Raw genomic sequence first — 24042 nt, 5'->3', positions numbered from 1 at the left:
CTAATTTTATTATAGTAGCAGTTAACTATTTATCTAAGTAAAGCTATTATAATATAAGTTTATATAATTACAGATAATTGTCCTAATTTGTAAAAAAGTTTTTTATAAATTAACTATAAAATTACAAAAAAACATATATGAAAAGTTCCAATTATAATATATAATCATTATGCATAAATTTTATGGTAATGATAAAAAATTATCTACCCATAGTTTAGGCTAAAGTATAATTATTTTAAAGGAGGATAAGAAGAAAATAAAATGAACAAAATTTATGAAAGAGGAGAATTTACTATAACTACGGATCCAACAAAAGTGGATATTACTGTAGTAAGTCAATTATTATCTAGATCTTATTGGGCAGGTAAAAGAAATAGAGATATTATCGAAAAATCAGTAAAAAATTCTCTGTGCTTTAGTCTATATCATAAAGACGTACAAATAGGGTTTGCAAGAGTTGTAACAGATTATATTACATTTGGATATGTAAGAGATGTATTTATTCATGAAGATTACAGAAATAAGGGTCTAGGTAAATGGATGATAGGATGTATATTAGAACATCCGGATATGGAGAATATTGAAAGACTTATGTTGGCTACTAAAGATGCTCAAGGATTTTATAAACATCATGGTTTCGAAGAATTAGAAAAGCCACAAGCATTTATGGAAAGATTGTCTATTATACGAGTATAAATAAATAATTAATAGAAGTATTATTGAGTCTTTAATAAGATTATATATTTAAAGATCAATAATACTTTTATTCTTCATAATATCTTCATAATATTTAGATATAATTAAATTTAATTATAAGTTAAAAGGAGGGGGATATTTGGATAAGGATATATCATTAATTCTTGCTTTTGCTTCAGGTGTATTATCGTTCTTATCTCCTTGTGTTTTACCATTAGTACCTATGTATTTGACTTATTTGACAGGAACGGCTTTAGAGGATATTAATAAACAAAAAGATAAAATCACTGTAATTTATAAAGCTATAGGGTTTACTATAGGTTTTTCTATTATTTTTATTTTAATGGGAGTGTCTATAACATCTTTAGGGAAAATATTTATTGCTAATAGAAATATTTTAAGAAAAATTGGTGGTATATTAATTATAATATTCGGTATTCATACTACAGGATTATTTAAAATTAAAGCATTTTTTTATGAGAAAAGATTATTAGATTTTAACAAGTTTAAGTTAGGCATAAGTTCAATTATAATGGGTATGGCTTTTGCTATAGGATGGACACCTTGTATAGGGCCTGTATTAACGTCCATATTAATATATGCTAGCAATGAAGCAACTCTTTATAAAGGTATAATGTTACTATTAACATATTCATTAGGGCTTGCTATTCCTTTTATACTTTCAGCATTTTTAGTAGATAGTATATCCAAATACATAAGAAAAGTTTATAGATATTTTAATATTATATCTATAATAAGTGGAATAATATTGATAGCTATGGGTATTATGACTTTTATAGATAAGACTTATATTTTAAATAATATATTTAGCTAAAGGGGGATAAAATTGAGGAAAAAAGTATTTATTATTTCACTATTAATACTTATAGGAATATCAATATTTGTAGTTAAGTATTATAATAACAATGCAATTAATAAGAATGATATAACAATAAATAATAAAGATGAAAATATTAATGAAACAGAAAAAAAAGAGACTAAAAAGCTTCAAGCAATAGATTTTAAATTAAAAGATATAAATGGCAAAGAAGTTTCATTAAGTCAATTTAAAGGTAAGAAGGTATTTTTAAATTTTTGGGCCACATGGTGTGGATATTGTAAAGTTGAAATGAAAGACATAGAAAAATTATATAAAGAAACAAAAGATAAGAATATTGTTATATTAGCCATAGATGTTGGAGAAAAAGCTGATATAGTAAAAGATTTTATAAATAAAAATAATTATAGTTTTCCAGTATTATTGGATATAGACCAAAAAGTAACAGAATCATATGGAATACAAGGGTTTCCTACTTCACTTTTTGTAGATGAGGAAGGATATGTGTATAGTGGTATACAGGGTGGAATGACTTTAAGAATGATGAAAGAGCAATTGAACATAGAGTAAAAATCAAAGTATAAAAAGAATATATTTAATATAGGATATGGAGATTTTTATAAAGTAAAAGATAATGGATAATTTGCTTATAATTATTAATTAAAGTATGAAGTAAGGATTCTAAGTTTAATATAATATCTAAACTTAGAATCCTTACTTCATAGAAGATAGTTTTTATTTAGAATAAGTTTTCTAAAATGCTGGTAAAGAGGAACCTTTATAAACTTTTTCTATAAGTTGTTTAGTTTCTTCAGTTTGATATACTTGTAATAATTTTTTCAAAGAAGGGTTATCCTTATCCTTTGTTTTTATAGCTATTATATTAAAGTAATTTTTTGAGTTAGGATTTTTGGCATCTTCAATATAAATAGAATCTTTAAGTGGAGAATAACCAGCATCTACAGCTATACCATTATTGATAACAGCAATATCAATATCTTTTATGGATCTAGGAATTTGTGTAGCAACAAGCTCGGATATTTTTAGCTTTTTTGGGTTTTCAGCTATATCTTTTATTGTAGGAGTAACACCAGAATCTTCCTTTAATTTTATAAGTCCTGCACTTTGTAATAGAATAAGGGCTCTACCGCCATTAGTAGGATCATTTGGAATGGCAACTTTACTATTTTCGTTTAATTCTTTAACGTCTTTTATTTTAGAAGAGTATATACCCATAGGAGCAAGGACAGTGTATCCTAAAGAAGTTAAATCCAATTTATGATCCTCTTTAAATTTATTAAAATAAATTATAGTTTGAAATGCATTAGCATCTATTTCACCATCAGATAGTGCTATATTGGGACGTATATAATCATTAAACGATATTATTTGAAGATCTATATTATCTTTAGCTAGTCTTTTTTTGATATTGTCCCAAATTTCATGTTCATCTCCAGTTATACCTAGCTTTATTACTTGTTGTTTATCTGTAGAATTAGAAGAAGTTTGTTTTCCTCCACAGGCAGTTAATGAAGTTACTGTTAATAATGTTGATAAAGTAATACCTATCAATTTTTTAAATTTCATTTTTGAATCCTCCTTTAAATTAATGACTTAGCTTTTTTAATAATATATCACCTAAACTTTGTATTAAATTTACTATAATGAGAAGTATTATAATTGTAATAACCATAACATCAGTTTTGAAATACTGATAACCATATCTTATTGCAAAGTCCCCAAGACCACCTCCACCAACTGTACCTGCCACAGCAGAAAAACCAATTAAACTTACTGTGGTAATAGTAAGGGCATAAACAATGCCAGGAAGTCCTTCAATTAAAAGAATCCTAAAAATTATTTCTAAAGGACTAGACCCCATAGATTTTGCAGCTTCTATAACTCCAGGATCTACTTTAAGTAATGTAGATTCTATTTGTCTTGCAACAAAAGGAGCTGTTCCAAAAACTAAGGGGACTATTGCGCCTTTTGTACCTATTGTTGTACCAACGATAAGTCTAGTTATGGGAATTATAGCAGTTAAAAGTATTACAAATGGTATAGATCTAAATATATTAACTACTTTTCCAATCATATTAAAAACAACTTTATTTTCTAATAAATTATTTTCTCTTGTTACGACTAAAATAATTCCTAAAGGTATTCCTATTAAGGATGATATTATACCTGAGATTCCAACCATATATATAGTTTCCCAAAGTGCTTTTATCATATCAGGAAATAGGTCCACCACATTGGGAATTATTAAATTTAGAAATTTTATCATAATCTAACACCTCCACATTTATGTTATTTTCTTTTAAATATTCTAAAGCTTTAAATATTTTTTCTTCAATACCATTAAATTTAACTATTAAATTTCCAATAGGGATACCTTGCAAGATTTCAATGTTTCCAAATAATATATTTGCATATATTTTATAGTCTATTGATATTTTAGATATAAATGCTTGACCAGTTGACTGACCTATAAATGAGATTTTTACAGTTATTCCTTCATGTGAGGAATCTTTAATAAATTTATTACTATTTAATAACTGAAAAATATTGTCATAGTGCATTGTATTGGCAATAAAATCTTTAGCTATTTTTGTTTTAGGTTTTGCAAATACATCTACAATGCTTCCCTTTTCTACGATTTCACCATTTTCCATTATTGCAACCTTATTACATATATCTTTAACTACCTCCATTTGATGAGTTATGATTACTATTGTTAGATTAAGTCTATTATTAATTTCTTTTAATAAATTTAATATTGATTTTGTATTTTGCGGATCAAGGGCAGATGTAGCTTCATCACACAAAAGAACTTCAGGTTCATTAGCAAGGGCTCTTGCAATAGCTACTCTTTGTTTTTGACCGCCACTTAATTGAGAAGGATAAGCAAAGGCTTTATCTTCAAGACCAACAAGTTTTAGTAAATTTGTTATTTTATTTTTAATGTCTTCTTTAGTAAGTGATTTTCCCTTTAGTGGATAAGCAATATTTTTAAACACATTTCGATTATTCATTAAATTAAAATGCTGAAATATCATTCCTATTTTTTCTCTACACTTTCTAAGTTCTTTTTCTTTTAAATTTGTAAGTTCTATATTATTGACAAATACTTTTCCACTGGTAGGTTTCTCTAAAAGATTTATACAGCGTATCAAAGTACTTTTTCCTGCACCACTATATCCAATAACTCCAAAAATATCCCCCTTATCTATTTGCAAACTTATATTATTTAATGCATTAATAGTATTATTATTACTAAAATAAGATTTTTTTACATTATGTAGCAATATCAATTTTCATTCCCCCTAATTTTTACAAAATAAAAATCCTCTTCGTTCTAAAGAAGAGGATTTTATGTATAAAAAAAACCCTTGGAAGGGCAATAAATACTTATTCCTTCCCTCATCTTTCAGAACAAAGTTCTGCTGGATTTAGCACCATGCACAATTATGCGGTTGCTGAAACATCATAGGGCCAGTCCCTCAGTTTCTCTTGATAAGGATTTATATTCGATTTTTTAATAGCAAGCTTTTCTTGCTTGTATGTTATTATAGTTTCAAATTTTTAAGATGTCAATAGATAAAATAAAAAAATTATCTATTGACATTTTAGTTTTAAAGGAGTAGTGTAGTTTATAATAATATATTGATTAACTTCTTATCCAGAGAGATGGAGGGATATGGCCCTGTGAAATCTCGGCAGCGGGTTTCTTTTATAAGAAATACTGTGCTAATTCCAGCAAGAATTTATTTTCTTGAAAGATAAGAAGAGCGGAATATCTAAGTATATTACCTCTTCTTTTGAAGAGGTTTTTTTATTATATAAAATAAGGGGGAGATTTATATGTTAAATTTAGAAGAAATAAAAAAATGTATTCTGGTAGATATTGAAAAGAATAAGGAAGGATATATTAATATAAGTCATGCTATTCATAGTAATCCGGAAATGGGAAATCAAGAGTTTTTTGCTTCACAGATTTTAAATAAAAAATTAGAAGAAAATGGGTTTAACATAGAGAGGGGAGTAGCGGGACATCCCACAGCTTTTATTGCTCGTAAAAAAGCAAGTAAGCAGGGAGTAACTATTGGATATTTAGCAGAGTATGATGCATTACCTAATTTAGGACACGCTTGTGGACATAATATTATAGGAACTACAAGTATAGCTTCAGCTATAGCTTTAAGTAAAGTGATACATGAGATAGGAGGGGAAATAGTTGTACTTGGAACTCCAGCAGAAGAAGGTGGAGAAAATGGAAGTGCAAAAGCAAGTTTTGTGAAAAATAACTTGTTAAAGGGTATAGATTTTTGTATGATGATACATCCTTCTAGTGAAACGTCAATAACCTGTAATTCATTAGCGGTAGATCCATTAGACTTTGAATTTATAGGTAAGTCAGCTCATGCAGCAGCTTGCCCAGAAAAAGGTATAAATGCTTTAGATGCTGTGATTCAACTTTATAACGGTATAAATGCATTAAGACAACATGTAACAAATGATGTAAGAATCCATGGTATTATAACTCATGGTGGAGATATGCCTAATATTGTTCCGAATTATGCAAAAGCTAGATTCTATATACGTGCTGCTACAAGAAAAAGATGTGATGAAGTTACTAGGAAAGTAAAAGAGATTGCAAGGGGAGCAGCTCTTATTACTGGAGCTGAAGTTAATATAATTCCATTTCAAAATTCAGTGGATAATCTATTAATAAATAAAGAGTTTGATAAAGAGTTTGAAGAAAGTATGAAATACTTAGGTATCAATATAAAAACTGAGAATGTTAAAGGAATAGGGTCAACAGATGCAGGAAATATTAGTCAAGTTGTTCCTACAATACATCCTTATATAAAGATAGGAAAAAGTGAACTGGTAGCACATACTAAAGAATTTTGTGATGCGGCTGTTTCAAAGGAAGGGGATAATGCTCTAATTATTGGAGCAAAAGCACTTGCCCTCACAGGCTTTAATTTGCTAACTAATAGGCAAAAAGTAGAAAAAATAAAAGAAGAATTTAAGAAAACAAAGGCGCTATAAATTAAATGGGGTTGTGGCAATAAGAGTAAATCTCTCAACATGTTGTGTTTGATATTAATTTACAAATAAGTATATTGTATGTAAATTTCTTAATGCGACAGCCCCACATGTCTTTTATATTATTTATTTTTTGTATTTTTATCTTTTCCTGATTTATTAGAATTGTTTTTTATGTTTTCTTTATGAATTTTTTTAGTATCTTTTTCACTAACATTATTTTCATCTATGGAAGTTTGTTCGTTTTCTAATTCTATTTCTGTTTTATCCTCAACATTAGTTTTAGAAGATTCTTTATCAATATCATCATTTATATTAGTATCTTTTTCAACAGTTTTATTTTTATTATTATGGTTATTATTTTTTATTTCTTCTTTCATTTTTTTAGTTACATCTTTTTTGTTCTTTATAGCTACTTCAAGCTTTCCCTTTTCAATTTCAAATTGAGCTTGTTTTTCTTTTAGTTCAGTTTGTAAAGTTTCTATAGCTTCTTCATTTTTGGACTTTTCAGCTTTTTTCAATTCTACTTTTAGAAGATTAACTTCTTTTTTTACATCATTAAACACATGTCTTTGTTTTATCATGGCATCTACAGCTTCTTTTTTAGCAGTTTGCATTTCTATAACTTTATTTATTGTTTCTTTAGCATTTTCGCCTAGTTTAGCTTGTATTTTTTTTAGTACCTCTATTGAATTTTTTTGTTTTAAGTTGATCTTGTCCTGTAAATCCTCTAGTTTAGTGTTTTCTTCTACACTTTTTTCATTATTGTTTATTGCATTATTTAGAGAGTCGGTAGCTTCTGTTAATTTATCATTAAATTCTTCAAGTGGTTTAGAAGCTAATTCATCCTTTCCTTTTTCAGATAAAATTTCACTTTCACCTAATCTTTCTTCAGCTATTTCGGATAAAAGTTCAATTTTTCCTTCTTCACTATTGGTAAAGTTTAGTTTTAAATTGTCTATTGCTTGGTCAATAGGATAGAAAATACTATCTGGTGTTATACCAGCATTAGTTTGGAATGATGTTTCATCAGCAGCTAATACAGTACCTCCTAAATTTAATGTTAATGCTGTGATAGTAAGTATAGTAGCAATTTTTTTCATAAAATTACCTCCTTCAAATTTATCTCAAATATATATACACTATTTATATGAGTTTTGATGGGGGAAAAATAAAAAAACTTGTAAATAAGAACCCCTTAAAAATATGAAATTATTTTGTATATAATGAATGAGGTGATTATATGGACCTTAAAAAGCAATTAGATAATGACAGAGATGCTTTTATAGAAAAAAATAAGAAATTCATATATGATACAACATATAATATATGTAAAAAAAGATTGCAGTGGGAAAATGATGACGAATTAAGCATTGCAATGATAGCTTTTAATAAAGCATGTGATAGTTATAATGAAAATAGAGGAAACTTTTTTAGTTATGCTAGAGTTTTAATAAAAAATGCGCTTATAAATTACTTTAAGAAGACTAGTTTAAAAACATATTTAATATTTAATAATGATGAAGATTTAAATTATATAGATTTAAAGAATTCATTAAATGCATATGAAATTAGAGTTGAGAATGAAAAAAGAGCAGAAGAAATAAAACTTTTTAGCATAGAATTAAGCAAGTATAATATAAGTTTTGGAGAACTTTCAAAATTTTCACCATCTCATAAAGACACCAAAGATAATCTATTAAATATAGCTATTAGATGTATAGATAATGATGAAATAATGATATATATTAGAAGAAATAAAATGTTACCAATAAAACAAATAGCAGTACTTACAGGAGCTAAAAAGAAGTTGCTGGAAAAATGGAGGAAATATCTAATATCACTTATATTAGTTCTATCAAATGATGAATATTTATATTTAAAATCTTATTTGGATTTAAAGGTGGGTGAGGTAATTGAAGGATAAAAAAGGAATAGTAATAGAAGTAAGAGAAAGAACTGCAATACTTATGAGTAGTCAGGGGGAATTTATAGAAGTAATGGTAAAAAAACAAAGACCTGAAATAGGACAAGAATATACGGGGGAAATGGTAAAGTATAATAAAAAATTTACACATTTTTATAAAATTGCAGCAGTAGCATGCTTTTTATTTGTATTAATCTCCAGTTCAATGGCATATGCATATTTTAAACCTGTGTCAACTATAGTATTAACTATAAATCCTAGTATTGAGTTAAAGGTTAATAGATTTAATAAAGTACTTAAAGTAGTTGGATTAAATAATGATGGGAAAAAAATTATAAATGAGGTAAATATAAAAAATAAATCTATAGACGATGCCCTTAATAATATATTAAAACAAGCTAAAGAAGATAAATTTATAAATGATTCATATATAAAAGCTGATAAAACAGTAAGTTTAGATATACAGGGGAGAAATGTAAATATTACATCTTTTAAAGAAAATATAATAAAGGATAAAATTAATATGGATGTAAAAGTTAATGGAGAAATTAAGGAACATTTAAATAATAACAACTCAAATAAGAACAAAGAAAAGGGTAAGGGTAATATTAGAAACATTGACAACAAAGAGAGTAAAAAAGAAAATAATAGTAATTTAAAAGAATCAATTAAAAATAAAAATAATAATAATAAAATAAAAGAAGAAAAAAATAATCCTGCTAATAAGAACAATGATTCTAATTTAAATAATAAGAATACACTAGAAAATAAGAATAGTAATAAAAAGAATAATAATCAGTTAAAAGGAAATGGTCATTTTAATAAAGAGAATGAAAAAAATAAAAAGTAAAGAGAAAAAGGGATATTAAGTTTAGATATGTAGTTCTATTCTTGATATCCCTTAAAATTATAAAATTTTAGAAAAAGGCTTAAATCTATTAGAGATTAGAACCAATTAGATACGGCACTTAATATTTTAAAATTAGTTAAGTCATAGTGAAGAGGTGTTACAGTTACGTAACCTTTTTTTAAGTAGTATATATCTGTATTTTCTATGTGTTTTGTATTAATTCTTCCACTTAGCTTAAGATTCATGTTCCCATTTTTGTCTATGCTTTCAACAAAATAGTTATCATAAGTTTTTCTACCCATTTCGCATACTTGAATTCCTTTTATTTCTTCTTCTGTTAAGCAAGGGACATTTACATTTATAACTAAATCATTTTTTATAGAATTATCTTCAGCAATTTTTATTATTTTAGAGGCAAATTTAGCAGCAGAATTGTAGTTGCCACAATTATTATTTAACTCAGCAGAGATAGCTATAGAAGGTATTTTATATATGGCTGCTTCAATGGCAGCAGATACAGTACCAGAATAAATTATATCCATGCCTAGATTTGTACCCATATTTGTTCCAGATATGACCATATCTATGGGTTTATTTAAAAGCTTATGAATAGCAACTCGCACGCAATCTGCTGGAGTACCAGAAATGCTAAAGGCTTTAGATTTTATATCTGGTAAGTCTACGTTCTTTATTATTAGTGGCTCTGAAATAGTTATAGAATGACTACAAGCACTCCTTTGAACACTAGGTGCTGCAATTATTAACTCATGATTTTTTTCTAATTCTTTTGCTAATATATGCAATGCTTTGGATTCAATTCCATCGTCGTTTGTTAAAAGTAATCTCATTATTCATATCCTCCATATAATTATTTATTGATACAACATTTTATAAAATGATATACTTACATATATAGTTTAATCAATATTTAATATAATTTGTATATTATTTTAAAAGAAAGTAGGTATAGAAATGTATATAAATAGAACTGAGCTAAAAGTTAGATATGTAGAGACAGATAAAATGGGAATAGTGCATCATTCAAATTACTACCCATGGTTTGAAGTTGGAAGGGGAGAGTTTATATTAGAATCTAAAATGAGCTATAAAGAATTAGAAGAGAACGGAATTATGATGCCTTTAGTAGAAACATACTGCAAGTATATTGAAGCAGCAAAATATGAAGATATTATAATTGTTGAAACATATATAAAAGAATTAACTGCTGCAAAGGTTATTTTTAATTATAATGTAATAAGAAAAGAAGACAATAAGCTATTAGCAAAAGGATATACTACTCAAGTTTTTGTAGACAATAGATTTAAAATAGTAAATCTGAAAAGGAAACATCCAGATGCATGGGAAAGATTAGTCGAATTATGCTAATAATTTATCTATATTAAAGAAAAAAGTCGTAAAATATAAAAAATGATATTTTTTTATTTTTTGATACAATTTTAATGTATATTTTAATAAAAATATTTAAATAAGAGGAGTGCAATTTAGTAATGGATATAGTTGGACAAATTATATCAAATATCAATAACATACTTTGGTCATATGTACTTATTGCAGTGTTAATTGTATTAGGATTCTATTTTAGCTTTAGAACAAAATTTGTACAGCTAAGATTTTTTAAAGAAATGTTTAGGCTATTAGCAGAACGAGCAGGTAATTCAATATCAGGTCAAAAAAGCAATGGAGTTTTATCTTTTCAAGCATTTTGCATCGGTACTGCCTCTAGAGTAGGGACTGGTAATTTAGCTGGAGTTGCTATAGCTATTGCGGTAGGTGGCCCTGGAGCAGTATTTTGGATGTGGATTATTGCATTAATTTGAGGCGCTTCAAGTTTTGTAGAAAGTACTCTGGCACAAATTTATAAAGTTAAAGATAAAGACAGATATAGGGGAGGACCAGTTTATTATATGGAAAAAACCCTAAATAAGAGATGGATGGGAATACTCTTTTCTATTCTTATAACTATAAGCTTTGGATTAGTATTTAATTCTGTGCAAGCTAATACAATTTCATTAGCATTTGAAGGGGCATTTGGCATAAATAAACTATTAGTTGGAGGAGTTCTAGTAGCCATAACAGCAGTTATTATATTTGGAGGTGTAAAAAGAATTGCTAAGGTTGCAGAAACTATAGTGCCAGTAATGGCTGTTGCTTATATATTAATTGCATTGTTTGTAGTTATAAAAAATATAACCTTTATTTAATATTAATTCAATTGATGGATTAACTAATGTTGAATATTGGGGAGAGACTAAGGAAAAGATTATAGAAACATAGAAAATTAAAGCCTGTAATAAGGCTTTAATTTTTTGCCAAATTTTTTAATGTATATTTCAAGAATTTAATTTTTCACTAAGTTTTTCAGAAGAAGTTATTGTTTTTTTATTAAATTTTAAAAATTCTAGCTTAGTTTCTGCAGTTATAATAGCAATAAATATAATTATACAACCTATAAATATTTTATATGTGAATTTTTCGCCAAGCAACACGCAGGATAATATGCTTCCAAATACAGCTTCTAAACTTAATATGATAGCAGTATGAGTAGCACTAGTATATTTTTGAGCTATGTTTTGTATTAAAAAAGCTATTAAAGTACTAAAGATAGCTAAATATCCAACTGGAATGATACCTTCTTTAGATATAGAGGCAGGAGAGCCTTCAATTAAAATCATGGAAATAAACGATAAAATTGATGCTATTAAAAATTGAATAAACGTTAGAATTATAGGATTATGATTTTCAGCAAAATGCCCTACAGAAACTATATGACAAGCAAAAAATAATGCACATATTAAAGTAAGCAAGTCTCCTAAATTTATATATATACTTCCATTTAATGTTAGTAAAGATATACCTAGTAAACATAAAAATGCTGATATTAAGTTATATATATCAGGTTTTCTACCGGATACAAGCCAATATATAAAAGGAACCATAACTACATTAGTACCTGTTAAAAAAGCTTGTTTACCAGCAGTTGTATATTGCAATCCAACGGTTTGTGTGGCAAAAGCAACATATAAGAAAAAACCAATAATAAATCCAGCTTTTAAATCTTTAATATTAATTTTTATTATTTGCTTAAAAAATATAACCCCAATTAATATAGATGCTATAGTAAATCTTAGTGTAGTTATAAAAAATGGAGAAACCGAATCTAAGGCATTTTTCGTTGCAACGAAACCACTTCCCCATATTATTGTAACTATTAACAAAGAAAAATCACCTAGTAAATCTTTTCTTTTAAATAAGGAGTTCATCCTATCAGCCTCCTAATATATAAAATTTAAGTACATAGAGTTTATTATATAGCAACAACTATTTTTTGTAAATATTGTGAAAGTTAATTATGAAAATCATTCAAACGTAACATAGGGTACGTATATTTTACTATTAACAGATTATAATTAACTTATAAATTTAAGAAATAAATCACAAAATAACTATATAAATTTTTTAGGAGGAGATTATTATGAGTTTATTTCTAGGAAAGATTCATTATTGGTTATTTGATAAGATAAGATGGTTTGAAGGATTAGAAAAAGAAATTGTAGATTGGGCTGAAGATAAAGGCGATTTTCCAATACATAACTGGAAGAATGAAATATATGGAAAATATGGAGAACCTACAGAAAATAAACCATTGGAAGACATAATAGATACATCAAATATTCATGGATGGTTACAAGATAAGATTGCTAGAGCTGAAGGAAGGCAGGCTGCATGGGTTACCAGAATAATAAACACTTCAGAAGAATATAAAAATGAATTAATCAATATTTTTAGAGTTCAAGGAAATAAACTTGGGAAAGAGTATGGTAAAAAATTTACTCCCTTGTTACCAGTAGAGGTATTTAACATATTAAATGATTTTATATTAGAAGGGATGCCATGTGATAGAGTTAATGAAGAATTAGAAAATGATGAAAATATATATAAATGGAGAATGAGAGTTTGTTTGCATACAGCTTATTGGGAAGAGGAAAAGGGCAATGTAGATAATTTCTATGAGTTAAGAGAAGAATGGATTAAGTCTTTTATAAGTGCTTTAAGTAATAATTTTATTTATAATGTGGAAGTATTAAATGATAAGAAGATATGTGAAATAAAAAAATAAAATAGAGAAAGGTGGATTAGTATGAATGCAATTGAGCTCATGATAGAAGAACATAAAAATATAAAAAGAATGCTTAAGGTTATAAGAGGTTATTGTTATAAAGTATTGAAGAATGAAAATGTAGATTATAATGACTTTTATAAAATAATAGATTTTGTAAGAAATTATGCTGATAAACATCATCATAGTAAAGAAGAAAATATATTGTTTACAATAATGGATAGACAATTTAATATGATAAAAAGTGGACCTATAATGGGGATGCTTATAGAACACGATATGGGAAGATTATATATGCAAAATTTGGAAAATGCTTTAAAGGAATTAGAAGGAGGTAATGAAGAAGCTAAATTAGATATAATAGCTAATGCAATTTCTTATACAGATTTATTAAATAGACACATAGATAAGGAAGATAGTACTATATATAAATTTGCTGATCGTTCATTATCAGAAGAAAATAAAAAAGAATTAAATGATAAATCTAAAGAAATCGAGAATATTGCTAAGGATAATAGCGTACAGGATAGATATATAAAGCTTATAGAAGAATTAGAAAGTAAGATTATATAGAGGAGGAAGATATAAATCTTCCTTATATAAATATTATTAGTTCACGGAAGTTTATTAGCATTTGTTGCAAAGATAAATCTTAAAAAAATATATCCAGCTCAAGTAGTAGCTTTTACAACAAGAAGTTAATAGAGATGAACTTAATTCAAATCATAAAGATGAATTAGAACTAAGTGTATGATATTAAGAATAGAGATAATATTTGCTGTAGTAACATTTGAGCTATTAGACACATATTATATAATGTCAATATTTAAAAGGAGAATATATATGTATTGCCCCTATTTTTATGATGAAGAGTATTTTGAATCAATGTTAAGATGTCCTTATAGACAACAATTTTCGCCAGGACCACCTCCATTTGGTGGAGGACCAGGTGGACCACCGCCATTTGGGGGTGGAATGCAAGGAGGTCCACCAAGTGGACCACCACCATCATTTACTCCATCTAAGAAGTCTGGGCCTGAGTTAAAAGCTGTGGATCCAGGAGCCATTAGGCCTTGTACCTTTAGATATATATATATATGGTTAGATAATGGAAGATCATTTTGGGCTTACCTTGTATATGTAGGAAGAACATCTGTTGCAGGGTGGAGATTGACTGGACGAAGATGGGTATATTTCGGAGTAGATACTAGAAGAATAGAAAGCTTTATTTGTTATTAAAATTTAATAAATACTTAGCTCATGTAGAAATACATGAGCTTTTATTGTTAAATAAAAAAACCTGGAAAGCTCAGTTTCTTCCGGGTATCGTTACTTACGTAAGCTTGAAGGGTTAGTCTTCTTCTGCTTTTTTTAGTCCAGGTTGATTGCCTATTTTTAATATCAAAATGACCGAAAGCAGAAATGTAAGTCCAAGACTTGCTGGGCAAAGCGGAACATTCCAGTTAACGGCAGCATCATAAGCCTGGTACTACAACATTCCCAATGCTGCTGTGATGGGATACAGGTTATAAATTACATTACTTCCTGCCTTAAATAACCCGCCATATCCATAGATAAAGGTGAAAATAATCTTGACATTAATACCTTTGAGAATATCGAGCCTCATGGTTTAAAAGCCATTCTAGAATTACCAATCAAGGACAGAATATAAAAGAGCTTTTAAAAAACAGAGTAAAGCATTGAATGAATTGAGCTTTTCCATCGTCTTGTAAGGACTGGCTGGCTTCGGATTTTTCATCCGTCATGTTACATTATCCGGCTTGGTTTTTACATCGTCTGGCTTGCTTGGCTCATTCTTTGCCATGCATTTTACCTCCGTCAAATACATATGATATATATGTAGATACAGTAGGAAAAAACAAAAAGGCAATACAAGAATATATAAAAAATCAGTTACAGTAAGATATAGTAAGTGATCAAATAAGTATGAAAGAATTTATTGACCCGTTTACAGGTGGCCACGACTATTTAAAGTATTTTTTTTAAGTAAATTCTAGTTAAAGTTAAGAATTGCTTAATAATTAAAATGCAGAGAAAATTATTTATTCTCTGCATTAAAAATTTTTTCATTTTATTATTTCATATAGTTAGGTTTTGGCATTACAAATAAATGAGGCTCTTGTAGATAATCTTGAACTATTCTTAGAGCTTCACCAAATCGTTGATAATGAACGACTTCTCTTTCTCTTAAGAACTTTAAAGGTTCTATTACATCTGGATCATCAGCCATCTGGATAAGATATTCATAGGTAGCCCTTGCTTTTTGCTCTGCAGCCAAGTCTTCAGTAAGATCTACAATAGGATTACCTTTAGATTGAATATATGCAGCAGTGAAAGGAACACCAGCAGCACTAACTGGATAGATACCTCTATCATGGTCTGCATAGTAAGCAGCCATACCTGCTTTTTCAATTTCTTCAACACTTGCTCCTTTTAATAATTGGTGAACTATTGAACCTACAATTTCTAGATGAGCTAATTCTTCCGTACCTATATCATTTAATGTAGCAATGGCTTGAGGAGTAATCATAGAAAACCTTTGACTTAAGTACCTTAAAGATGCAGCTAATTCTCCGTCTGGACCACCATATTGGGTTATAATTACTTTTGCCATTTTAGGATTAGGATTTTTAATTTTTACTGGATACTCTAATATCTTTTCATAAGTCCACATGTATTATCTCTCCTCTCCACAAAGTCTGAAATTAGCTTCATATTCCCAAGGCCATGGTTCATTTATCCACTGCCATGGACAAGGGCTTTGGGAGCTGTGCTCAGATAGCATTCCGAAGCAACTTTCATATTTTTTCTTTAATGCATTTGCGCTTACTACACACGAATTATATTTTGCAAGAGCTTCACCATCCGTTGGGTGAGTATTAAGATATAAGGAGAGGTCTTCAAGTACGAAATTTAAAGCACAGATTTGTCTTAAGAGATCCATCTTATCTATTTCTTTTGACATAAGTTACCCTCCTTTTATTTACACCCACAGTAGGGGGATTTTTTATTTTTTCCCTCATAAGGACTATAGAGCTCAGGAAAAACAGTACCATGTTTAAGCGCTTCTATAGGAGAGAAAAGAGTACAGAGTTTTTGATAAGGAACATATGCAGCAGCTAGTCTGACATTGCAAATTACAGTTTCCTGTGGAATACATTTGGGAATAGGCATACAAGCCATATTTGGCATATTAATTTCTGGTCTTATATTATGAGCCATATTTATATATTATCCTCCTTATTTGTTGCTCACATAATTACATTATATTGTATTTAAATAAAATTGTTACAATTTATGTATATAAATTATATATAAATAAAATGTTGCTTAAATTTTATTTAATTAAGCAAGATTGAATATATTTTTCTTACCAGAAGTTCATAAACAATAAATAAAAAGCCATATGAAATAATAACTACTAATATATATATTTAGATTTGTATTTATAAAAAAGTATGTAAAGAAACTAACAGATAGAAGATGCATGAAGTAATATGTGAATGAAGTTTTATTCAAATCATATTTACTATCAAAATCATACACTCTAAATATAATACTATCCTCATACTCTTCAAATAGAACTTTCATATTTCTAGGGACCTTTGAAATTAAATTGAGTTCTTCGTAAAGTCTTACTGTGTTGGGATGAACACCCAAAAATTTTGCTACTTGACCTGTAAAATACTGCATACATATATCCCCGAATCTAATATCAAGTAGAGATGGTCTAAAACTTACTTTAATTTTCATTTATCTAATATGTTCTTACTAATTTAACTTAATAAAATTACTTGTTATTCACTTCTTCTTGTTTTATATATGGATTCACATAACCTGGACACAAATGAGTTTGACTCCAGTCCATCATGGCATTCAAAACGGGAATAAAACTTTTTCCCAGTTCACTTAAAGTATACTCAACCTTAGGTGGAATTTCTTTGTAAATTTCCCGATGTAAAAAAACATCTTCCTCCAACTCATGAAGCTGTTTAGTAAGTATAGACTGTGTTATACCATCTAAACGACGTATTAGTTGGCCAAAGCGATGAACTTTATAAAAAGCTATATACCATAAAAAGACCGTACTTGAATAAATAAAACCTTTGCTGTAACATTTGAATCAGAAACGGAAGGCCGCTATTTTGAGACTCGGTTTATAGAAAAAATCATCACAAAGGAGCGATATACGTGCATTATTCTGGAAATATTTAGAAAATTACATATGAGGCATCCTCTCTATTAATTGAAGTAACAGCTGGCTGCACTCACCACAAGTGCAAATTTTGTACTCTCTATGATGACCTTCCCTTCAAATTTAGAATGTCCTCTTTGGAGGATATTGAAGCTGATTTGGCAGAAGTTCAGGCTGGGAATTGGTCCCAAGCAACAGAATTCCCTGCGACCTACAGGACGGAGGGAATGTTATTAAACAGGATTGATTTGATATATTCCACAAAGACTCATGATAAGACTCTTGACAAATGATAAATTTCATGCGAATATATGACTAACAGTCATAAAAATATGTTAAAGAGGGTAGGGAAATGGAGGAAAGAGAGAATAAGGTTTGGAAAAAAATTTTATTACATTTAATAGATTTTTATATCATGGAAATTGAAAAGAAAGGAAGGATGGCAGTATGCCGAAAGATACATTTTTTAATTTACAAGAGGATAAAAGAAGGAGAATAATTGATTCAGCTATGCGAGAGTTTTCCCAAGCTCATTATAACAGAGTTACTATAGATAGTATTGTCATTGGAGCCGGAATACCTAAAGGAAGCTTTTATCAATACTTTAGGAATAAAGATGACTTATACCAATATATCTTTAGTCAAATTGGAAATGAGAAAAAAAATATCCTGGAAAAAATCAAAAAGGATGTGGAAAAACTAGAGTTTAAAGATTATTGTATAAAAATGTTAGAAGAAGCAGGAAAATTTGAAAATATAGATCCACTGTTAGAGAAATTAAAAGATAAATTTATTAATGAATGTCCACAAGAATTAAGAAAAGAGGTTTTGAAAAACGAACTCCCTAAAAGCTATCGATTATTGGAAGAAGCTATAAGATTATACATGGACAAAGGCGAATTGAGAAAGGATTTAAAGGTGAATACATCAGCTTATATGATTACATCATGTGTTGTAAATTTAGAAAATTATGAGTTTGCAGATGAGGAAAGTATTGAGGATGCTATCAGTGATATGCTGGAGACTATTATTGAGGGAATGAAAAAATAAGATGGTTTTAAAGGAATGGGTTGAGTTGTATGATGAGCAAACAAGATTTTGTTAAGAAGGAAAAGTATTTAAAACTAAATGAAAAAGGTGATTTCATAATTGATTATTGTGAAAAACTAGACATCATTGATTTTCATACCCATATGTCCAATGTTCTACCCTTTAAGATTATTAATCCAAATACCAAGGGGAACACATTAAATTACAGAACCTTACCTGATATAGACAATATGGATTTGGCAGTACCTTACTGGACCAAAATTAGCACTGATGAAAAAAAGAAGGGATTATTATCGGTTTTAAAATTCTCTTTAGAAGGTTACAACATTTTTAAATATATTATCCATAGTGGAACCTATGAAAATTGTTTTAAATCTCAAGAAGAAAACATGATTAAAAGAAATGTCGTTCTTCCAATAAGTTCAAAGAAATATGACCGTTCTTTAGAAGCATTAAAAGTGGCTAAGGATTATCCAGATAGATTAACTGCTTTTTGTTCTGTATATCCTGGTGACCCTAAAATGACAGAAAAACTAGTAAAGTACAAAAGCTTAGGAGCAAAAGGATATAAGATTAAAATAACAGATATGGAATTAAAGAATAATTTTAAGCCGCTTATTGAAGTTTTCAAGGTATGCCATGAAGTAGGATTATCAGTACTTCTTCATACAGGTTCTTTAACCCATATAAAGAAAAGCAACACTTCAAACTTAATGTGGAAACTATTACAATCCACGCGAGTAGAAATTTATGGAGAACTGTTAAAGGAGTTACCAAGAGATTTTAAATTTATTTTTGGACATAGTGGTATTAGTGAATATAAGCTAGTCGCAGAGTATCTTAAGCAGTATCCAGCTACTTATACTGAGTTATCCTGTCAATCTACTGATAGTATTCAATATTTAATACAAGAAGTAGGCTATGAAAGATTATTATTCGGTTCGGACTGGCCAGCGTTACCTCAATCAATAACTCTTTCTAGAGTATTAGAGGCAACAGAGAACAATCAACAAGCTAGGGAACATATTGTCGTTAAAAATGCAGAAAAATTATTAAATGTCCATATTTAACAAAGGGACAGGTGAAGATTGCCATATATAAATCCACTCATAAGCACTCATAAGCATTGCGAAAAGATAGATGCTACTATCGGTGGAGCCCATCTTACTCAACCCTGCGTTAAAGAAATCCGAATCCAAGGTGCCCATACACGAAGTGGCAACCCAACTGAAATCGTTGAATACCAAGTTTTATACTTGTTATTGTATAGGAACTAAAGCGTTTCATGTTATGCGTGAAATTATTAAAAGTGCTTTACCCAATATTTAACCATGTCAAAAAAACTACAGTTATTTGTGATACGGTTCACCACTATTTATTCTAAAGCTTCTATACACTTGTTCTAATAGAATAACTCTCATAAGCTGATGGGGAAAAGTCATTTTAGAAAATGAGAGCTTGTAATCTGCTCTTTTTAGTACTTTATTTGAAAGACCTAAAGAGCCACCTATAATAAAGCAAATATCACTATTTCCATACAGCCCTTGAGATTGTATAAAGGATGCTAAATCTTCTGAAGATAGCATTTTACCGTCTATGGCAAGACATACTACAAAGTTAGTATCTTTTATATATTTTAAAATTTTTTCTCCTTCTTTTTCTTTTATTAGTAACTCATCTTTTTGGGATGCATTATCTGGAGTTTTTTCGTCTGATACTTCTATGATTTCCAATTTGCAATATCTTGTAAGTCTTTTGGAATATTCATCTATAGCATCTCTCAAAAACTTTTCTTTTATTTTTCCTACGGAAATAATAGTTATATTCATGTTATTTTCTCCTATAATACTGTTTAATTTAAAACATTATACAAAAAGCAAGCATATTGTGTTAATATATGCTTGCTTTTTGTAAAGGTAATTATAATTTTTTAGTTGTTACCACAACATTTTTTGTATTTTTTACCGCTTCCACAAGGACAAGGATCATTTCTTCCTATTTTGTCTTTATTAACAACAGTTTTTGAATTTTTCCAGTCAGTATGAATTTCTTTTCTCTTTTCTGCTGAAAATATTGCATCCCATTGAGGAAGGTTATATAGATAATCTGCCTTTGCATCTAGCATATTAAAATAAAGCTTTTCAAAATCTATAACTAAATTTAAATCAGTATTTTCCTCTACTTGCTCTAAGTCTATAGAATTTACAAGGCTTTCATTTATTCCATCTAAAAATCCCATGAAAAATATACTTGATGTTTCAAATTCAATAGCTAAATCTTTAATAGAACCTTTAATTTCCTTATTATGATTAGCTAATATTTTAGTATAGATATTCTTTTCAATAGCTCCGTATTCTTTCCAAAAAGCAGCTTCACCTTTCGTTTTCACATAATCGATAACCATATTTGTCCAATCTTTATATAAACTCATAAATAAATCTCCTTTAGTAAAAAATTTATAATTTATCTTATACACTATAAGATATTATAATAAAAATTTATTTTATATTCAATCTTCAAACTAAATTTATTTCTTTTTTGCATTATCCAAATCCGTTTTTCCTAAGGGTTTAGATATATCAAAATTTCCACCTAAAGTATCTATATTTTTATTTTCTACTAGTATTTTAACTTTTTCAATAGAAGATAAACTTGTTAATGACCAGATTAATCCTTTTAAGGAAGCTTCTTCTTTGTTAGACGACATTTTTGTTGAAGCTTCTTTACTTAAATTTACATAAGCTATCTTATCTTTTATTGAAAAACTTAATAGTCTAGTATTCTTTGGAAGAATAGGTCTTAATTTGCTATTTACAGTAGGACCTTTTATAAGTTCATGAATAATGAGTTCACCTATAAACTCATCTTTTTTTATTAATCTTTCCTCTTTTGCTATTTCAGATTGTTTATTGTCTTTTGAAGAGTCGAAATATAATTCTAAGTCTATGACATCATCTTTAGAATTAGGTAGAGTTATTTTTTCGATTTTTTCCTTATTTTGTATACTTAGTTTATCCTTTTTTTCACAACCACTAAGAATTAAAGATAAAGTTAATAGACAGCATATACTGATAATAACCCATTTTTTCATAATATTCACCATCCCTTAGAATTCTATATAATTGCTTGGCATATCTCGTTTGGCCATGAACAATTCTATATCTTTTTCTAACTCAACTCCGTTTTCCAATAATACACTTACTACAGTTTGATATGCTAATTCAGGATAATTGTTAGTTTTACTTAAATGGCCTAGCATTATTTTTTTATTCCCTTTAGCTATTAAGTCTACTATAGCATTGCCACAATCTTCATTAGATAAATGTCCAACATTACTTAGAATTCGTTTTTTTAATGGATAAGGATACGGCCCGAATTTTAACATTTCTACGTCATGATTACTTTCAATTAAGATTGCATCTGCATCTTTAAGGGCATATTCCACCTCTTTAGAAAAATGGCCCAAGTCTGTAGCTAAACAAAATTTTTTGTTTTCACTATATACAGCATAACCTTGGGGTGATACTGCGTCATGGGGAATCTTATAACTAATGATATCCATATCGTTAATGGTTACACATTCACTATCTATAAATCTAATATTTTTATCTTTGATTTTTCCTATATTGGACATCATAGACTTCCATGTGAGAGGATGAGTATAAATAGGAATATCATATTTTCTTGATAATACACCCACTCCTTTTGTGTGATCTGTATGCTCATGGGTTACAAATATTGCATCTATTTCGTTAGGATTTTCACCTATGTCATTTAAAGCTTTATCTATACTTTTACCTGGAAGACCAGCATCTATAAGTATTTTAGTATTCTTAGAAGAAACAAAAATACTATTACCACTGCTTCCGCTATATAAAGAACAAAAATTCATAATAATTCTCCACCTTATAAAACAGTAACTCTTTTTATTTCAGCACCTAATTTATTAAATTTATTTTCAATATTAGGGTATCCTCTATCTATATGTTCTATATTTAAAACTTCTGTTGAGCCTTCTGCAATAAGTCCAGCTATTATCATGGCAGCACCAGCTCTTAAGTCTGTTGCTTTAACTACTGCACCAGTTAATCTGTCTACACCATCTATAATAGCAGTTCTACCTTCTACCTTAATACTAGCACCCATCTTTTTTAATTCATCTACATGTTTAAATCTACTTTCCCAAATGCTTTCATTAATCATGCTTCTACCTTTAGAAATACATAAAATTGCACTCATAGGTTGTTGAACATCTGTAGGGAATCCAGGATAAGGTAGAGTTTTTACATTTACTCCTTTTAGATTTTTATTTGACTTAATAGTAACGGAATCACCGTTTTCTATGACCTCAGCGCCCATTTCTATTAGTTTAGCAGATATTGATTCTAAATGTTTTGGAATTACATTATTTATGGTAACTTCTCCACCACAAGCCGCGGTTGCTATCATATATGTACCAGCCTCAATTTGATCTGGAATAACACTATAAGAACAACCTTTAAGTTCTTCAACTCCTGTTATTCTGATAACGTCAGTTCCAGCACCTTTAATATTGGCACCCATAGTATTTAAAAAGTTAGCTACATCTACTACATGAGGTTCTTTAGCGGCATTTTCAAGTACAGTAGTGCCTTCTGCCAATGCTGCAGCTAACATAACGTTAATTGTAGCTCCAACACTAACTACATCAAAAAATATATTTGTACCTATTAATCTATCAGCTTCAACAGTAACAACACCATGTTCAATGCTAACTCTTGCTCCTAAGGCTTCGAATCCTTTTATATGTTGATCAATAGGTCTTACCCCTATTGGGCATCCTCCTGGCATTTCAACTCTAGCTTTCTTAAATCTACCTAGTAAAGCTCCTATAAGATAATAAGAAGCTCTCATCTTTCTAACATCTTCTGTATTAGCATCATAACTATTTAAAGTAGAACTATCTATTGTTATAGAAGTATTAGATACATTAACGTTGCATCCTAAACTTTCAATTATTCTTTCTATACAATGAACATCTTCTATATCAGGTGTATTATCTATTATACAAGTTCCTTTACTTGCCATTATAGCTGCTGGAAGAATTGCTACAGCAGCGTTTTTTGCTCCACTAATTTCTACTTTTCCATATAGGGGTTTACCACCATTTATTACTAATTTATCCATTCCCCGCATCCATCCTTATCTATAGATTTATATATTAAATTTACTTTTGTAAAGTTCAATTCTAAATTAATTTATTACAAACCTTATTATAACATAACTCCATATT

At 28.7% G+C, this 24042-nt stretch carries 26 protein-coding genes, 5 pseudogenes and 2 riboswitches; of the genes and pseudogenes, 15 read left to right on the top strand and 16 right to left on the bottom strand.

Translation table 11 applies throughout. The annotated features are described in order from the left end of the window. Positions 1–261 precede the first annotated feature (261 nt). The 3 genes from J2Z24_RS15585 (at position 262) to J2Z24_RS15575 (ending at position 2104) form a co-directional block, all read left to right on the top strand. On the top strand, positions 262–696 hold the full coding sequence (locus tag J2Z24_RS15585; RefSeq protein ID WP_035145514.1) for a GNAT family N-acetyltransferase: 435 nt from the start codon (positions 262–264) through the stop codon (positions 694–696). A 139-nt stretch (positions 697–835) separates the two neighbouring features. Further along, the gene (locus J2Z24_RS15580) at positions 836–1531 is read left to right on the top strand and encodes a cytochrome c biogenesis CcdA family protein (RefSeq protein WP_035145517.1); all 696 of its coding nucleotides are present in this window, start codon (positions 836–838) and stop codon (positions 1529–1531) included. Positions 1532–1543: 12 nt separating this feature from the next. Further along, positions 1544–2104: a TlpA disulfide reductase family protein gene (locus tag J2Z24_RS15575; RefSeq protein WP_035145519.1), complete on the top strand. Its 561-nt coding sequence runs from the start codon at positions 1544–1546 to the stop codon at positions 2102–2104. 183 nt (positions 2105–2287) lie between these two features. Here the strand turns inward: J2Z24_RS15575 and J2Z24_RS15570 are convergent, their stop codons facing one another. From J2Z24_RS15570 to J2Z24_RS15560, 3 genes are read right to left on the bottom strand one after another with little or no spacing between them, the layout of a single operon-like run. Further along, complete coding sequence (locus J2Z24_RS15570) at positions 2288–3121, bottom strand: MetQ/NlpA family ABC transporter substrate-binding protein (protein ID WP_035145521.1); 834 nt, start codon at positions 3119–3121, stop codon at positions 2288–2290. Between the two features lie 19 nt (positions 3122–3140). After that, complete coding sequence (locus tag J2Z24_RS15565; protein WP_035145523.1) at positions 3141–3821, bottom strand: methionine ABC transporter permease; 681 nt, start codon at positions 3819–3821, stop codon at positions 3141–3143. Then, complete coding sequence (locus tag J2Z24_RS15560) at positions 3769–4848, bottom strand: methionine ABC transporter ATP-binding protein (protein WP_035145525.1); 1080 nt, start codon at positions 4846–4848, stop codon at positions 3769–3771. The genes J2Z24_RS15565 and J2Z24_RS15560 overlap by 53 nt, the downstream gene beginning before the upstream one ends. 106 nt (positions 4849–4954) lie before the next feature. Next, a riboswitch (SAM riboswitch) is annotated at positions 4955–5057 on the bottom strand. 152 nt (positions 5058–5209) lie between these two features. Further along, a riboswitch (SAM riboswitch) is annotated at positions 5210–5323 on the top strand. A 75-nt stretch (positions 5324–5398) separates the two neighbouring features. Between J2Z24_RS15560 and J2Z24_RS15555 the strand changes: the two genes are divergently transcribed. Next, positions 5399–6592: a M20 family metallopeptidase gene (locus J2Z24_RS15555; protein WP_035145527.1), complete on the top strand. Its 1194-nt coding sequence runs from the start codon at positions 5399–5401 to the stop codon at positions 6590–6592. A gap of 119 nt (positions 6593–6711) precedes the next feature. Here J2Z24_RS15555 and J2Z24_RS15550 read toward each other — a convergent pair whose 3' ends face one another. Next, the gene (locus J2Z24_RS15550; RefSeq protein WP_035145530.1) at positions 6712–7692 is read right to left on the bottom strand and encodes a DUF5667 domain-containing protein; all 981 of its coding nucleotides are present in this window, start codon (positions 7690–7692) and stop codon (positions 6712–6714) included. Between the two features lie 140 nt (positions 7693–7832). On the opposite strand from J2Z24_RS15550, the gene J2Z24_RS15545 reads away from it, so the two are divergent. Both J2Z24_RS15545 and J2Z24_RS15540 read left to right on the top strand, forming a co-directional pair. Next, positions 7833–8516, top strand: coding sequence for a sigma factor (locus J2Z24_RS15545; RefSeq protein WP_035145532.1), 684 nt, complete (start codon positions 7833–7835; stop codon positions 8514–8516). Further along, positions 8506–9366 (top strand): anti-sigma-I factor RsgI family protein, encoded by an 861-nt coding sequence (locus tag J2Z24_RS15540; RefSeq protein WP_111947645.1) that lies wholly within the window; start codon positions 8506–8508, stop codon positions 9364–9366. The genes J2Z24_RS15545 and J2Z24_RS15540 overlap by 11 nt, the downstream gene beginning before the upstream one ends. Before the next feature lie 95 nt (positions 9367–9461). On the opposite strand, the gene surE is transcribed toward J2Z24_RS15540, so the two are convergent. Beyond that, the gene (gene surE, locus J2Z24_RS15535) at positions 9462–10214 is read right to left on the bottom strand and encodes a 5'/3'-nucleotidase SurE (RefSeq protein WP_035149916.1); all 753 of its coding nucleotides are present in this window, start codon (positions 10212–10214) and stop codon (positions 9462–9464) included. Between the two features lie 124 nt (positions 10215–10338). Between surE and J2Z24_RS15530 the strand changes: the two genes are divergently transcribed. Both J2Z24_RS15530 and J2Z24_RS15525 read left to right on the top strand, forming a co-directional pair. Continuing rightward, positions 10339–10752 carry an acyl-CoA thioesterase gene (locus J2Z24_RS15530; RefSeq protein ID WP_035149913.1) on the top strand — a complete coding sequence of 138 codons (414 nt, stop codon included), beginning with the start codon at positions 10339–10341 and terminating at the stop codon, positions 10750–10752. Positions 10753–10874: 122 nt separating this feature from the next. Beyond that, positions 10875–11579, top strand: a pseudogene (locus J2Z24_RS15525) (alanine/glycine:cation symporter family protein); the annotation flags it as partial. A 138-nt stretch (positions 11580–11717) separates the two neighbouring features. Here J2Z24_RS15525 and J2Z24_RS15520 read toward each other — a convergent pair. Beyond that, the gene (locus tag J2Z24_RS15520) at positions 11718–12647 is read right to left on the bottom strand and encodes a DMT family transporter (protein WP_035149909.1); all 930 of its coding nucleotides are present in this window, start codon (positions 12645–12647) and stop codon (positions 11718–11720) included. A gap of 212 nt (positions 12648–12859) precedes the next feature. Here J2Z24_RS15520 and J2Z24_RS15515 point away from each other — a divergent pair, with 212 nt between their 5' ends. From J2Z24_RS15515 to J2Z24_RS15500, 4 genes and pseudogenes are all read left to right on the top strand, one after another. Next, positions 12860–13504 (top strand): hypothetical protein, encoded by a 645-nt coding sequence (locus tag J2Z24_RS15515; RefSeq protein ID WP_035149906.1) that lies wholly within the window; start codon positions 12860–12862, stop codon positions 13502–13504. A gap of 21 nt (positions 13505–13525) precedes the next feature. Next, a complete protein-coding gene (locus tag J2Z24_RS15510) occupies positions 13526–14077 on the top strand; it encodes a hemerythrin domain-containing protein (RefSeq protein WP_035149904.1) in 552 nt (183 codons plus the stop codon). 270 nt (positions 14078–14347) lie between these two features. Continuing rightward, complete coding sequence (locus J2Z24_RS15505; RefSeq protein ID WP_372440090.1) at positions 14348–14743, top strand: hypothetical protein; 396 nt, start codon at positions 14348–14350, stop codon at positions 14741–14743. Positions 14744–15361: 618 nt separating this feature from the next. Continuing rightward, positions 15362–15424, top strand: a pseudogene (locus tag J2Z24_RS15500) (IS200/IS605 family transposase); the annotation flags it as partial. A gap of 175 nt (positions 15425–15599) precedes the next feature. Here the strand turns inward: J2Z24_RS15500 and J2Z24_RS15495 are convergent. The 5 genes and pseudogenes from J2Z24_RS15495 to J2Z24_RS15475 form a co-directional block, all read right to left on the bottom strand. Next, complete coding sequence (locus J2Z24_RS15495) at positions 15600–16199, bottom strand: manganese catalase family protein (RefSeq protein WP_035149901.1); 600 nt, start codon at positions 16197–16199, stop codon at positions 15600–15602. Positions 16200–16202: 3 nt separating this feature from the next. Beyond that, positions 16203–16490 carry a spore coat protein CotJB gene (locus tag J2Z24_RS15490; RefSeq protein ID WP_035149898.1) on the bottom strand — a complete coding sequence of 96 codons (288 nt, stop codon included), beginning with the start codon at positions 16488–16490 and terminating at the stop codon, positions 16203–16205. Positions 16491–16504: 14 nt separating this feature from the next. Further along, positions 16505–16747: a spore coat associated protein CotJA gene (locus J2Z24_RS15485; RefSeq protein WP_085059125.1), complete on the bottom strand. Its 243-nt coding sequence runs from the start codon at positions 16745–16747 to the stop codon at positions 16505–16507. A 372-nt stretch (positions 16748–17119) separates the two neighbouring features. After that, a pseudogene (locus J2Z24_RS21475) lies at positions 17120–17218 on the bottom strand (MerR family DNA-binding transcriptional regulator); the annotation flags it as partial. A 97-nt stretch (positions 17219–17315) separates the two neighbouring features. After that, positions 17316–17609, bottom strand: a pseudogene (locus J2Z24_RS15475) (winged helix-turn-helix transcriptional regulator); the annotation flags it as partial. Between the two features lie 134 nt (positions 17610–17743). Between J2Z24_RS15475 and J2Z24_RS21470 the strand changes: the two are divergent. The 3 genes and pseudogenes from J2Z24_RS21470 to J2Z24_RS15465 form a co-directional block, all read left to right on the top strand. Further along, positions 17744–17893 (top strand): annotated as a pseudogene (locus J2Z24_RS21470) (radical SAM protein); the annotation flags it as partial. A gap of 274 nt (positions 17894–18167) precedes the next feature. Further along, on the top strand, positions 18168–18770 hold the full coding sequence (locus J2Z24_RS15470; RefSeq protein WP_035149893.1) for a TetR/AcrR family transcriptional regulator: 603 nt from the start codon (positions 18168–18170) through the stop codon (positions 18768–18770). A 29-nt stretch (positions 18771–18799) separates the two neighbouring features. Next, on the top strand, positions 18800–19840 hold the full coding sequence (locus tag J2Z24_RS15465; RefSeq protein WP_035149891.1) for an amidohydrolase family protein: 1041 nt from the start codon (positions 18800–18802) through the stop codon (positions 19838–19840). A 279-nt stretch (positions 19841–20119) separates the two neighbouring features. On the opposite strand, the gene rlmH is transcribed toward J2Z24_RS15465, so the two are convergent. From rlmH to murA, 5 genes are all read right to left on the bottom strand, one after another. Continuing rightward, entirely contained in the window at positions 20120–20599 is a 480-nt protein-coding gene (rlmH, locus tag J2Z24_RS15460; RefSeq protein WP_035149888.1) for a 23S rRNA (pseudouridine(1915)-N(3))-methyltransferase RlmH, read from the bottom strand. A 101-nt stretch (positions 20600–20700) separates the two neighbouring features. Continuing rightward, complete coding sequence (locus tag J2Z24_RS15455; protein ID WP_035149886.1) at positions 20701–21201, bottom strand: SEC-C metal-binding domain-containing protein; 501 nt, start codon at positions 21199–21201, stop codon at positions 20701–20703. A gap of 96 nt (positions 21202–21297) precedes the next feature. Beyond that, complete coding sequence (locus tag J2Z24_RS15450) at positions 21298–21861, bottom strand: GerMN domain-containing protein (protein WP_035149883.1); 564 nt, start codon at positions 21859–21861, stop codon at positions 21298–21300. A gap of 15 nt (positions 21862–21876) precedes the next feature. Further along, positions 21877–22662, bottom strand: coding sequence for an MBL fold metallo-hydrolase (locus J2Z24_RS15445; protein WP_035149879.1), 786 nt, complete (start codon positions 22660–22662; stop codon positions 21877–21879). 14 nt (positions 22663–22676) lie between these two features. Further along, positions 22677–23936: a UDP-N-acetylglucosamine 1-carboxyvinyltransferase gene (gene murA, locus J2Z24_RS15440; RefSeq protein WP_035149877.1), complete on the bottom strand. Its 1260-nt coding sequence runs from the start codon at positions 23934–23936 to the stop codon at positions 22677–22679. Between the last annotated feature and the right edge of the window lie 106 nt (positions 23937–24042).

The organism is Clostridium tetanomorphum, assembly GCF_017873215.1.
Classification (GTDB): domain Bacteria; phylum Bacillota; class Clostridia; order Clostridiales; family Clostridiaceae; genus Clostridium_AO; species Clostridium_AO tetanomorphum.
Note: the sequence above shows the minus strand (reverse complement) of the source record. Positions and strands in the feature narration are given on the sequence as shown.